Raw genomic sequence first — 13,024 nt, 5'->3', positions numbered from 1 at the left:
TGTTGAGCCTTTCGCATTACTCAAGCGCGTCTAACGCCTCAGATAAGCGCGCTACCGGCACCACTTTCATACCATTAATGGCTTGCTTAGGCGCATTGGCTTTTGGCACGATCGCCCGCCTAAAACCATGTTTCGCTGCTTCGATAATGCGTTCCGTTCCGTTAGGAACCGGGCGAATCTCGCCGGCTAGCCCGACTTCGCCGAATACAATTAAATCTCTGGGCAGCGAGCGATTTCTAAAGCTTGAAATCATGGCCAATAATAAGGCTAAGTCTGCACTGGTCTCTGATACTCTTACACCACCTACCACGTTGACAAAAACGTCTTGATCGTTCATTTGCACATTGCCATGGCGATGCAAAACCGCGAGCAGCATAGACAAACGGTTCTGATCCAACCCTACAGCGATTCGCCTTGGGTTCGACATCTGCGAATAGTCTACCAACGCCTGTATTTCTACAAGTAACGGGCGGGTGCCCTCCCAAATAACCATAACGCTAGACCCTGGCGTTTCATTGTCACCTCGACTTAAGAATATGGCCGATGGGTTGCTTACTTCTTTAAGGCCTTTTTCTGTCATGGCAAACACGCCGAGCTCATTTACCGCACCAAAGCGGTTTTTATGACTTCGAAGCGTACGGTAGCGACCATCACTTTCTCCTTCCAGCATCATAGAGCTGTCGATACAGTGCTCAAGAACTTTCGGACCCGCCAAGTTACCGTCTTTTGTTACATGGCCAACAATGAACATAGCAATATGATTTTGCTTGGCAAAGCGTGTTAAATACGCCGCGCTTTCTCGTACTTGCGACACACTGCCTGGCGCAGACTGAACGTCTGACACGTGCATCACCTGAATAGAGTCGATAACCATAATTTTAGGCTTTTTCGTAAGGGCTAAATCGCAGATAGTTTCCACGTTTGTTTCGGCTAACATCATAAGCTTGTCGTCAGGTAGATTTAAGCGCTTTGCTCGCATAGCGACTTGCTGAAGCGACTCTTCCCCCGTGACATAAAGCGCGGTTTCACTTTTTGCCATCTGACACATTACTTGAAGCAGAAGCGTACTCTTTCCCGCTCCTGGCGAGCCACCAATTAACATAGCTGCCCCAGGGACTATTCCGCCCCCTAACACTCTATCTAGCTCTTTAAATGTTGACGAGAATCGCGGTAGTGATTCGAGATCTATTGCATTTAATGTCTCAATTTTGGCAGCGGTTTGCCCAGCATAGCCTGACGTGGTTTGGCGTGCGACACTTTTGGCACTTGCAACCACAAACTCACTTATCGTATTCCACGCTTTACACTCCGAACATTGACCTTGCCAGCGAGGGAACTCTGCACCGCAGTCAGAACACACATAAGCAGTTTTACGTTTTGCCATATTCCAGTTTTATCCATTGCTTAAAAAGAGTATTCTAACACTTAACAACGGTGAATTAAGCACAAACCTAAGGTCAGTTCTCCTCCGGTAAAACGGTACAAAAGTATAACGATTTTAGGGGTTAATGAGTTTTGCTGATTTGCCGATAACAACTAAAATAATGATACTAAACAACAAAGTTGCGCATTCATGAGTCAAGATTTAAAGCAATATGCTGATATTATTGAACAGCTAAAGCCCATGGTTAATGAGCCTGAGTTTAACCAGGTATTGCTTCAAACTGCATCTGATGTGCCGAAAGAAAAGCGCTTCCTCATCAAAATGGAAGTGAAACGCTTAGCCAAACCCTGTATGCGCACCATAGACTTGCGTGGTCATGTTGACGGAAAGTGCAATAAATATGTACACGAAGGACGTAGCCATTACATGGATGACGTCGCTGTTGACAAGTTTGAAGAGCAGTTGAGGGTATTTGGCCGATATACTTACGGTGTTTACGAAGCGGTACAAAACACCGAAAACAACTTTCGCTTAATGCGCGAAAAAGAACTCGCACAAGAACGCGCTGATAAAGAAAATCCTGAACTCAAAAAGCGCTCAGCAGTATTGGAGCAGTTTAAAGTTCCTACCGTAAACTTGCTTGATTACAGACAGCGCAACGCTGAACGCATGAACTTCGCTGTGGCGGTAGAATTATTCAATAGCGCCAATCAATCAATGCGCGGTTTGAGTGTTGATATATCTCTTGAAGGCTTACAGGTAAAACTCTCTAAAGACGCGTTTTTCAAAAAAGGAGAAACGCTGTTTATATTCTTTAGGGGCTTAGAGAATGAATTTGCCATGGACAAAAAGAATGGCATTGCATATAAGCTCGTAAAGATAATAACTAAAAACGATGTTAACTATCTTGCCTTGCAACGAGATAAAGAAAAGCCAAGCCCCGCATTCGACAAATTCTTAGAAAGCTTTATACACGGCAATAAACGCCGATATAAAGTTAATATGAGCAATACGATTGAGGCGATTACCAGTAAGATTTGTGAGCAGTACTTTTCGCCGCGTAGCCCCACGCTGCCGGTGTATATAGACGTCATTAATAAAACGCTGGTTCCCCGGTTTGCTATGGTTAACGAAGTGAACCGCGAAACCGTGCAGTATTGGCAAGACGAAGACGATAACTGTCGATTGAACTTCTTACTCACCCAGGAAAGGCTTATGCGCTTATTGCAGAAGTCAGAAGAAGTAAGAGAGATTTTCGTATTTAGTTTTACTCATTTGCAGAACGACAAGGTCTACTTTTACTCAGCGTCTTACGAGGAACTCTTGCAAAAAGACGTACTAACCCGAGTATTTTTAGGGTTTGGCTCTAAAAAAGCGAGTTGGCGGGTATTTAAAATAACCTTAACAGAGGTTGACCCTGAGCAGGCCCATATTCCGCTTTCCATTCCGGATTCTGTAGGTAATAAAGTTAAAAAACTGAACACTCCGCCATCGGCTCGACTAATGTCAAAGCTGAAAAACCTGCGATTCTTGGCACACGTAACCGATGTAACCTCAGTAACAGGGCAAGAGACCTACAACGAGTTTAAGTTTAATCGAGAAAACCTCTCTCATCTGCGAAATTTTGGGCATCCGCGCAATCGCGCTCCTTCGAATGTTCAGGTTGTCAGGTTTAAATATGAAGAGCAACGCATTGAAAGTCGCTATCAGCTGAGAACCCAAATTGAAGCTCGCTTCAATAATGAAGAACTGGTGCACAAAGGGATCAGCGAAGATATTTCGGTGCATGGACTTGGACTTCGTATAGAGTTGAGCAAAGAATATAAAGGTAATTTAGAGGGCAAAGTAGAAGTCGCCTTCCCTCGTCTGCAAGAAATTGCCAGTTCCTTTGATGTCATGCATTTGCAATACGAAATCATTTATCACAACGTCGACAAGAACATTCTTCATTTAAAAACTATGCCGGGCGACGAAGGCAAAAGTGCTAGAAACTTCTTTGAAGAACTGATTAAAAAGAACAAAGGCAGCCTTAAAGTAGAGAACGACGAAGAAGAAGTACCAGGCATGGGACAGGCGCTTCGTTGTATTAATGCGCGAAACGCTACTTCCCTATCCTTCTTAATGAGTAAGGAAGGTGTTCGCTACACTCCACAGGCTTGTATTGTCGGAAAGCAGGACGAACGCATAACCACGCTAACCACGCAATACGCCGAACGTGGTCAAGTGAATTTAGAGTTTCTCTTTAGAGACAGAAAACAAGATATACCTTTTGTACAAAGTGGCATTAAGGCCGTTAAGCTTGAAAATATGCCGTTGCGACAGGAATTATTTATCTCATTCGATGCATCACAAAAAGAGCCGCGAATGGCGATCATTCCTCGCTATTCCGATAAATTCGAAAATAACGAGCAGCGCCGAGCGTTTATTAGAGAAGCTATGGTTCGCGGCCAGTTCGTAGCTATTCATGTCATGCTAACCACAACCGGCAAGCCAGACATGACCATGCTGCAAACGGAAATCAATTACGTCACCATGTACGCCATGCACCGGGCCCGTGAGCTAGAGAAGAAAATGTGGAGTATTGCAGCGTGCTCTCACCTAGTCGATGTCACAGATGAAGTACTTATAAGATACGGCTTTACAGTGGAAGACATCACGGCAAATAAAACGTTAAAAAGTGCGGTTCAACCTAAAGCTATTGCGCGCAACGCGTAGTGAAATAGCAAAGCTTATCAATTTAAATGAGCCCGTAGGTTAAGACCCATCACGGGAGGATTTTAATCACAAGATTTTGGAAACTTGTGGCTGGTGAAAGGTAACCGATAAAGTGTGAAGCGCTAGTTTTATTGCCCCAAAACTAACGCTTGTATTACAGACTCTCGCTAACTACTTGTCTAGAAAATACAGAAGGCTATGTAAACTGCCAATGCGGATTGCCACATCTGCCTTTTCATTAACCAGTGGCTTACCGTGACACGCCACGCCTAGCGCTGATTCAGCCATCATGACCAAATCGTTAGCTCCATCACCCATAGCAACGGTTTGTTTGGCTGAAATTTGCCACTTCTCGGCAAGGGCGTTTACGGTTCGCGCCTTAACGTCTGCATTGACAATTTCACCCTCTACTTTTCCAGTCAGCTGCTCGTTTTTCACCGCAAGCGTGTTAGAAATGGCAAAATCGAGTCCAAGCCTTGCTTTTAGGTGGTCAGCGAAAAAGGTGAATCCACCTGAGGCGATCGCTAATTTCCAATTATGCTGTTTCAAGTGAGTAAGCAAGGCTTGAATGCCGGGCATGATAGGTATGCTGTCACGAATTTGATTAAGGTGACTAACTGGCACGCCTTCCAAGCAGGCCACTCTATGCGTTAAGCTATCATTAAACGCAATTTCTCCACGCATTGCCTTAGCGGTAACTTCTGCCACCTGCTCGCCAACACCCGCCAATTTAGCTATTTCATCGATACATTCAATCGCGATGACAGTGCTATCCATGTCCATGACCAGTAGTCCTGGCTCAGACAATGAGGGGCGAGAGCCCTGCAAACCAACATCAACATTATATGCCTTGGATACGTCGCCCAGCAGTGGCTTAATCTGCTCAAGTTCAGTGTTTTGCAAAGCACCTCTAATTTCTATTACATCATCCCCCATTTGCTTGTGTAAATGATGGAAAGCAGCGCTTGAAGGAGTAAACACATCGTTGAGTTTAATTAAAACGCTGTGCAGTAGATAAGGTGTTACAGCTTGACCAATAACGGTTAACGTATGTGAATACGCACTGTCGTTGTGACTATTGCTAACTACATGAGACAAAAAAGAAGCTAAATGGATATCGTCATTATCGATATTATTAAGAAGAGTGTCTTTCATAACGCACACAGAAACTGCGGTGATTGGCAAATGGTGCTCTAATGCTAACCAATTAGGCTAACTAATAAAATATCTCCTTTTAAATTATTTCGAATTATCCTACTGTTAGGCAACCCTCGTGACTTTATGGAAAAGCGAATTGGTAGACGGGCTAAGCAAAGCAGCTTCACAAACAAAGAATGACTCGCATTCGTTGTACACAGTTCTAAAGCGATTGTTCCACACAATAGTAGTGAGTGCGGTGTTTGCTTTGATAGTGGTATTGCTTCTGTTATTCCAACAATACCAAAACGACTGGCTTACCGTGCAAACTCGCTTCTCTGGTGAGAGCATAGCAAGGCAGTATGCAAAACTGCTACAACCTGCCTTTATCGCTGACGCACTTTCGAATCAGGAAACTGAGAACAATGTAGATTCCGCGCTATCTGATACTCTCACTCAACGGGAGTATATTGAAAGTGTCGCCTCTATTTTGGTCGACGAGCCACACATTCTTGCCTTGTCTGTGTTTGATAAGGACGGGAGGTATATTGCTCCTTTGCCTCAAATTGCCAGTGTGGTGTCGATGAGTCAGTCGCAAAGTGTAACGCCGCTAACCTATGTTGGCGTTATCACTGACGATAATGAAAATTTACTAGGTTATGTGAATATTCACATGAACACGCAGGCTGTCCTCGAGAGTCCACTGACATTGCGTTACCAGCTTGCTCTTATTGCGTGTATTCTCGTCTTTTTAGCGCTCATGCTAGGTATTTACCTAACCCGGGCCTTTTATAAATCTCGCCCATGGTTTATTCAGGTAATCGAATCAAAAAGAAATAAAGAGAAGCGCTAGATAGCTAATTTGGAAGTCTATGCTTCACTTCCAGCATCAATATCAAATAGTCGAGTGTAGTTCGCTGTGGTGGTGGACACTATTTCTTTATGTGACATGCCATAGCGGTCGCTTATAACATCAACGACATCTGATAAATAACGAGGTTCGTTTGCTTCTCCTTGTCTACCGCACATGGGCATATCAGGGGCATCCGTTTCTAAAAGCAATTTATCAAAATGGTGTTCTAACAAAAAACCAAGGGTGTTTCGTGTTTTTTGAGCACGCTCATAGGTAATCGTACCGCCTATACCTAGGTAAAACCCTCTTTCAATATACCCTTTGGCCGCTTCAATACTTCCTGAAAAAGCATGTACAACGCCTATACCTTGGTATTTGGTTTGCTTCAATGCTTCAACTAGCAGATGATGACTTTTTCTGTGATGTAAAATTACGGGTAACGATACTTTATCGGCAAGTTTCAAGTGGTTATGTAGCGCTTCCTTTTGAAGCGCTAATGGCACGCTTATATGCCCATCGATACCTGTTTCCCCCACGGCTTTTACCGAAGGGTGCAAGTTAGCCGTAGCGTCCTCAAGTTGACGAAGACTCTTCTTGAGTGTTTGCTCTGGCTTTTCAAGCTCACTGCCAGTTAAAAAATAAGGATGGAGTCCAAGCGCAGTATCAATAGATAAAAGGCTTTCATAGCGTTCATTGAGCGCTTGTAACGCCTGCCAAGATTCGGGGGTAATGCTAGGCGCCATGATGCGGGTAAGCCCTGCGGCTTTGGCGCTTTCTAATGCAACTCTAAGATCTTTCTTTTGTGCAAGTAAGTCGAGATGGCAATGACTATCAATCACGGTTTAGATGCCTCCTTGTTACTTATCTCGCCGCACGCTATCTACAAGCTCAATAGTTAAACGGGCTCACATTCTAGTGAAGTACTTTAGCGGGAACGAAAGGTGAACGTATTCCCTACGGCATAAGGCGCTGTGTTACCCACGCGCCATCTTCAGTTTTGTTGTATTCAAAGCGGTCATGTAGCCTATCTTCTCCACCTTGCCAAAACTCAATTTGATGAGGCACGATCCTGAAACCGCCCCAAAAGTCCGGCACGGGAAGCTCTTTGTTAGCAAACTTATCTTTTAACTGCTTAAACTGGGTCAGTAGAAGCTCCCTGCTGCCAATAGGTTTGCTTTGTTTTGACGCGTACGCTGCTAGCTGACTGTCTTTCGGTCGCGAAAAGAAATAAGCAGCATTCTCAGAAACAGAAAGCTTTTCAACGCTGCCACATACGCGAACCTGACGCTCCATAAAAAACCAGGGAAAGTGGCACGACACTTTAGGGTTTACCGCTAACTCTTGTGCCTTACGGCTGCCTAAGTTAGTGAAAAACACAAAGCCCTTTTCACTGACATCTTTTAACAAAACAATACGCTGAGAGGGTTGGCCGTTGGCATCGACGGTGGCAACCGTCATTGCAGTAGGATCAGGAATTCCGGCGTCTATGGCGTCTTTTAACCATTTATCGAACATGATAAATGGACTTGAAGTAATATCTGACTCACTCAAACTGCCCTTTGAGTACTGCCTGCGCATATCTGAAATTGCCATATACCGCTCCTAAAAAGAAGTTGTTGTGCCTGCTAGAGATGTTGAAACCGAGTAAATAAACCACCGTGTAAATGCTCACATAAGCGCATCTAACTGAGGTAGTTGTCCACAAGCCATCAGCTACACCACTTGGCGAAAATGCTGACTCACTATCTTTGCTAATATAACGTGCTAATATAACGCCAGTTACAGCTAACTAGCGTTATAAAGATAATATTAGCGTGAACTAGAAGTTACTGTCGTCTCCGTAACCTAGAGAGCGCAGAGCACGTTCATCGTCTGCCCAGCCTTGTTTCACTTTCACCCAAAGTTCTAGAAATACTTTGTTGTCGAACAAGTTTTCCATATCTTTACGCGCTTGCTCACCAATGGTTTTCAAATGCTTTCCGCCTTTGCCGATGATCATGCGTTTTTGGGTTTCACGCTCTACCAAAATCAGACCGCTGATACGATAAACACCATTGTCTGCCATTTTGAATTGCTCAATTTCCACAGTAGTAGAGTAAGGCAGTTCATCGCCGGTAAAGCGCATAAGCTTTTCGCGAATGATTTCAGCAGCCATAAAGCGGCTTGAGCGGTCAGTAATGTAATCTTCCGGGAAGAAAAACTCACTTTTAGGTAGCGACTTGGCCACTAACTCTCTAATTTCGTCAACCATTCGGCCCTGTTTAGCACTGATAGGGATCATGTGCTCAAACGGGTGCTTTTCGCCAAGCTTTTTAAGGTGAACCATAAAGTTTTCTTTATCTTCAACCTTATCCATCTTGTTTACGATGAGATAGCAAGGAAGGTTTGCTTGTTTAACCTTACTTAATACCATTTCATCTTCGGCGTTGAATCGATCGCCTTCAACAACGAAAAGCACAAGACCAACCTCAGCCAAAGAGCTTGATGCCGCGCGGTTCATGTAGCGATTAATCGCGCGCTTTTCGTCTTGGTGAAGTCCAGGGGTATCAACGTAAATCGCTTGATAGTCACCATCGCTGTCTATACCGAGAATGCGGTGGCGCGTGGTTTGCGGCTTACGCGACGTAATGCTTACTTTTTGACCTAGCAAGCGATTGAGCAAGGTCGATTTACCCACATTAGGGCGACCTACTATGGCAACTAGGCCACAGCGAGTTTGAATATCAGGCATTTCTGGCAAATTCGATTCATCATGCGTTGTCATCAAGCTTCTCCAATGTTAAACGAGCAGCTTCTTGTTCTGCTTTTCGGCGGCTATTGCCAGACGCCACTACCGCTTCTGGTAGACTTTCTACCTGACAGCTAACTTCAAAAGTCTGAGCATGATCTTTCCCTGAAATAGATAGCACTTCATAGGTTGGCAGCGCTTGTTTACGACCTTGTAAAAACTCTTGAAGACGAGTTTTGCTGTCTTTAGGGTGGGCATTAGGGTCTAGTTTGTTTATGCGGGTTTCCCATAAACGGTCTATAACGCCTCGAACCTCGTCCATACCGGAATCGAGGTAAATAGCCCCTAAAATAGCTTCAACTGCATCGGCTAAAATCGAACTTCTGCGATGACCACCGCTTTTGAGCTCACCGGGCCCTAAGTTAAGTAGTTCACCCACACTGGCTTCCTTTGCAAGTTCTGCCAGTGTGTCTCCTTTAACCAAAGTAGAGCGCATTCGTGTGAGTTTGCCTTCTGGCACAGTTGGGAATCGCTTAAACAGCGTTTCCCCAACAATCATGCCTAAAATAGCGTCACCCAGAAATTCTAGTCGCTCATTGTGCTGTTTAGCCGCACTGCGATGAGTAAGTGCTTGTTCCAATAGAGCTTCATTGGTAAATGTGTAGCCTATCGCCCTGTACAGACGACGATATTTATCAATTCCCTGCATTAATGAATGCCACCTGCTCGCTCAAATCGAACACCTGTTGGTACCCAAGTTGGAAGGAAGTCTGACGGGCTGCGCTCAAATTCAAATGAAATCCAAATCGCCACCGCTTTTCCAACCAAGTTTGCATCTGGCACAAAACCCCAAAAACGGCTGTCGCGGCTGTTGTCACGGTTATCGCCTAGCACGAAATACTGACCTTCTGGCACAATCCACTCATTGCTGCGCGTTCCAGGCTGGGTATAAAAATTAACCGGCGATATCTCGCGTACTGGGTGGCGCAAAATGTCGTGCTCTACTGTGCCTAAATCTTCGGTGTAACGCATAAGCTGCGCCATGTCCTGTACGAACTCACCACGCTCTTGGAACGTAAGCGGTACGGCTTTCAATTTAGGACAGTTGTTGCCAGTCTCACACTTCGGTTTGATATAAACCTGTTTGTTTTGATAAACCACAGTATCGCCCGGTAAACCGATCACGCGCTTAATGTAGTCTATTGAAGGCTCTTCAGGGTACTTGAAAACCACCACATCACCACGCTCTGGAACGCCAGTTTCAATAAGCTTACTTCTGAAAACCGGGTCTTTCACGCCATAGGCAAACTTTTCAACCAAAATGAAGTCACCCACTAACAGAGTGGGCATCATTGAGCCTGAAGGAATTTGAAATGGTTCATATAAAAACGAACGTAATACCAATACGAAAGCAATAACAGGAAAAATCTGTTGCGAAGTATCAACAAGGTACGGCAGTTGAGGATCTTCTCCATAGCCCGCTCCTTCTGCGGTTGCCGCAGCCTGTAAACGTGCTTTTCGCTTTGGTGCAAACACTAGGCTATCCACTAGCCAGATTAATCCTGTTATTAAGGTGAGTGCCACCAAAATCAAGGAGAAGTAATTCGCCATTATTTGCCCACCTTCAATACTGCAAGGAACGCATCTTGTGGCAATTCAACATTACCCACTTGCTTCATTCGCTTTTTACCTTCTTTCTGCTTTTGAAGTAGTTTCTTCTTACGGCTTACGTCACCGCCGTAACACTTCGCGATTACGTTTTTACGTAGCTGTTTAACTGTACTTCTTGCAACAATATGGTTACCGATAGCCGCCTGAATAGCGATATCGAACATTTGTCGTGGAATAAGCTCGCGAAGCTTTTCGACCAGCTCACGACCACGGCCTTGAGAGTTTTCTCTGTGCGTAATTACCGCTAACGCGTCTACACGTTCACCGTTAATAAGAATATCAACACGCACCATGTCTGATGTCTGGAAACGTTTAAAGTTGTAGTCAAGCGATGCAAAACCACGGCTCGTAGATTTCAAACGGTCGAAGAAATCGAGCACCACTTCTGCCATTGGCAGTTCATAAGTTACCGCCACTTGCTTACCGTGGTATGTCATGTTGGTTTGCATACCGCGCTTTTCAACGCAAAGTGTAATTACGTTGCCTAGATACTCTTGTGGCACAAGAATATTGGCTTCAACCATAGGCTCACGAATTTCAGCGATATCATTTACCGGAGGCAATTTAGCTGGGCTATCTACGGTAAGGGTTTCGCCCTTGGTCGTTTCTACTTCGTATATTACGGTAGGCGCAGTAGTGATAAGACCCAAGTCATATTCACGCTCTAAACGCTCTTGAATGATTTCCATGTGCAGCATGCCAAGGAAACCAATACGGAATCCAAAACCTAGCGCTGCAGAGCTTTCTGGCTCATAGAATAGTGAAGCGTCGTTCAGGCTTAATTTCGCCAGGGCGTCACGGAAATCTTCATAATCGTCTGAGCTTATTGGGAAAATACCGGCATAAACCTGAGGTTTAACCTTTTTAAAGCCCGGCAGCATCGCATCAGCTGGCTCGCGAGCCAAGGTAATGGTGTCGCCCACAGGCGCGCCTTGGATATCTTTAATCCCTGCAATGATAAAGCCTACTTCACCGGCTCTTAATGTGCCTGTATCGAGTGGCTTAGGCGTAAATACACCAATTTTGTCAACCTGATGCGTTTGACCGTTTGACATAATTTGAATTTTGTCTTTCTTAGTCAACTGGCCTTCGACAATACGTACCAGTGAAACAACGCCTTGATAGTTGTCAAACCAAGAATCGATAATCAACGCCTTAAGTGGCGCTTCGCGGTCACCTTCTGGCGGCGGAATTTTATTTACAATAACTTCAAGTACATCTTCAATACCGATACCGGTTTTTGCTGAGCAGCGCACAGCGTCCAGCGCATCGATACCAACAATATCTTCAATTTCTTCTGCAACGCGGTCTGGTTCAGCCTGAGGCAGGTCGATTTTATTTAGTACAGGCACCACTTCCATATCCATCTCGATGGCGGTATAGCAGTTTGCCAATGTCTGTGCTTCTACGCCCTGACCTGCATCAACAACCAAAAGCGCACCTTCACAGGCAGCAAGAGAACGAGATACTTCATAGGTAAAGTCAACGTGTCCGGGAGTGTCGATGAAGTTAAGCTGATAAGTTTCACCGTCGCGCGCTTCGTAGTTCAGCGTTACGCTTTGCGCTTTGATAGTAATACCGCGCTCTTTTTCCAGGTCCATTGAGTCGAGAACCTGTTCAGCCATTTCACGGTCTGTTAGCCCTCCACAATGCTGGATTAGACGGTCTGACAGCGTAGACTTACCGTGGTCGATGTGGGCGATAATACTGAAGTTACGAATGTGCGATTGTTGCATAATGCTGGAAATTACCTGCAGAAAAATTCATTAAACAAAAAATGCTGCTTGCCTTGCTTAAAGGGTTATACGCAGCGCGTGCGGATTTTACCCATTTCTTGCGCGAAAAGCGAATTGGCGTGGTGGAAAATTTATTACTTTCAAGAAACATAACGAATGGAAGTGGCAACCTGACGTGACTTCCTCGGCCTATCTCAAAACTTGGCTACATTGATGAGCGTGAGTTAACACTATAATCTCGTATAAATTAGCCTCGTATAAAACGGCCTCGTATGGAGCAGTCCTGTATTAAACCATTGAGCAGCGTAAAGCCCTTCAAAAAATCAATGTTCTACTACACTGTGCTCTTGTTGACCCAATAGGACAGGTTGATATTTCGTACGTTCTACACGACGCAACTTGTAAGCAATTAGCTTATAGGTAAAGAAGGTTGCTAACCCACTTGGCAGCATGGCCCATAACTCGTGAGTAAATCCGTTACTACTAAGTAATGATATCGACACCGAATATGCCCCGATAAACGCTATAAGCGGTAGTAAATACAACCAAGCCGATGCACTTAAAATACCGGCTTCCGGTATGCCTACAGTCACTTCTTGGCCAACCCGCACAGGCATGGGAGTACGCAGCGTCAACTGCTGCGTTTTCGGTGCAAGCGCACGAGAAATAACGCCGGTACCACAATCACTTTGTGCTTGGCATGCGTTACAGGTCGATTTAATCGCTGCTTCTACGGTGACCGTATCACCATTAACGGCAACTACGGTGGCGGTTTCTCTTATCATTGTTACTCAATTGCG

11 protein-coding genes are annotated in these 13,024 nt (G+C 44.8%); 2 read left to right on the top strand and 9 right to left on the bottom strand.

What is annotated here, in order from left to right; genetic code table 11:
* Positions 1 to 16: 16 nt before the first annotated feature.
* Positions 17 to 1,384 (bottom strand): DNA repair protein RadA, encoded by a 1,368-nt coding sequence (radA, locus tag MHN00_RS07660; RefSeq protein ID WP_239300835.1) that lies wholly within the window; start codon positions 1,382 to 1,384, stop codon positions 17 to 19.
* Between the two features lie 189 nt (positions 1,385 to 1,573).
* Here radA and MHN00_RS07655 point away from each other — a divergent pair, with 189 nt between their 5' ends.
* On the top strand, positions 1,574 to 4,099 hold the full coding sequence (locus MHN00_RS07655; RefSeq protein ID WP_039231636.1) for a PilZ domain-containing protein: 2,526 nt from the start codon (positions 1,574 to 1,576) through the stop codon (positions 4,097 to 4,099).
* Between the two features lie 171 nt (positions 4,100 to 4,270).
* Here MHN00_RS07655 and serB read toward each other — a convergent pair whose 3' ends face one another.
* The gene (serB, locus tag MHN00_RS07650; RefSeq protein ID WP_039231744.1) at positions 4,271 to 5,254 is read right to left on the bottom strand and encodes a phosphoserine phosphatase SerB; all 984 of its coding nucleotides are present in this window, start codon (positions 5,252 to 5,254) and stop codon (positions 4,271 to 4,273) included.
* A gap of 118 nt (positions 5,255 to 5,372) precedes the next feature.
* Here serB and MHN00_RS07645 point away from each other — a divergent pair, with 118 nt between their 5' ends.
* Positions 5,373 to 6,089, top strand: coding sequence for a hypothetical protein (locus tag MHN00_RS07645; RefSeq protein ID WP_014950099.1), 717 nt, complete (start codon positions 5,373 to 5,375; stop codon positions 6,087 to 6,089).
* A 17-nt stretch (positions 6,090 to 6,106) separates the two neighbouring features.
* Here the strand turns inward: MHN00_RS07645 and MHN00_RS07640 are convergent, their stop codons facing one another.
* The 7 genes from MHN00_RS07640 to MHN00_RS07610 all read right to left on the bottom strand — a co-directional run bounded on the left by MHN00_RS07640 (position 6,107) and on the right by MHN00_RS07610 (position 13,009).
* Positions 6,107 to 6,928: a TatD family hydrolase gene (locus tag MHN00_RS07640; RefSeq protein ID WP_156078588.1), complete on the bottom strand. Its 822-nt coding sequence runs from the start codon at positions 6,926 to 6,928 to the stop codon at positions 6,107 to 6,109.
* A gap of 115 nt (positions 6,929 to 7,043) precedes the next feature.
* Positions 7,044 to 7,682 (bottom strand): pyridoxamine 5'-phosphate oxidase, encoded by a 639-nt coding sequence (gene pdxH, locus MHN00_RS07635; RefSeq protein ID WP_014950101.1) that lies wholly within the window; start codon positions 7,680 to 7,682, stop codon positions 7,044 to 7,046.
* A 226-nt stretch (positions 7,683 to 7,908) separates the two neighbouring features.
* The gene (era, locus tag MHN00_RS07630) at positions 7,909 to 8,820 is read right to left on the bottom strand and encodes a GTPase Era (protein WP_239300861.1); all 912 of its coding nucleotides are present in this window, start codon (positions 8,818 to 8,820) and stop codon (positions 7,909 to 7,911) included.
* A 19-nt stretch (positions 8,821 to 8,839) separates the two neighbouring features.
* Complete coding sequence (gene rnc / locus MHN00_RS07625; protein ID WP_239300833.1) at positions 8,840 to 9,526, bottom strand: ribonuclease III; 687 nt, start codon at positions 9,524 to 9,526, stop codon at positions 8,840 to 8,842.
* Entirely contained in the window at positions 9,526 to 10,428 is a 903-nt protein-coding gene (gene lepB, locus MHN00_RS07620; protein ID WP_014950104.1) for a signal peptidase I, read from the bottom strand. The genes rnc and lepB overlap by 1 nt, the downstream gene beginning before the upstream one ends.
* The gene (gene lepA / locus MHN00_RS07615; RefSeq protein WP_014950105.1) at positions 10,428 to 12,224 is read right to left on the bottom strand and encodes a translation elongation factor 4; all 1,797 of its coding nucleotides are present in this window, start codon (positions 12,222 to 12,224) and stop codon (positions 10,428 to 10,430) included. The genes lepB and lepA overlap by 1 nt, the downstream gene beginning before the upstream one ends.
* Before the next feature lie 323 nt (positions 12,225 to 12,547).
* Positions 12,548 to 13,009, bottom strand: coding sequence for a SoxR reducing system RseC family protein (locus tag MHN00_RS07610; RefSeq protein ID WP_239300831.1), 462 nt, complete (start codon positions 13,007 to 13,009; stop codon positions 12,548 to 12,550).
* Positions 13,010 to 13,024: the final 15 nt, after the last annotated feature.

This window comes from Alteromonas sp. Cnat2-8, from assembly GCF_022348355.1.
GTDB classification, from domain to species: domain Bacteria; phylum Pseudomonadota; class Gammaproteobacteria; order Enterobacterales; family Alteromonadaceae; genus Alteromonas; species Alteromonas macleodii.
Note: the sequence above shows the minus strand (reverse complement) of the source record. Positions and strands in the feature narration are given on the sequence as shown.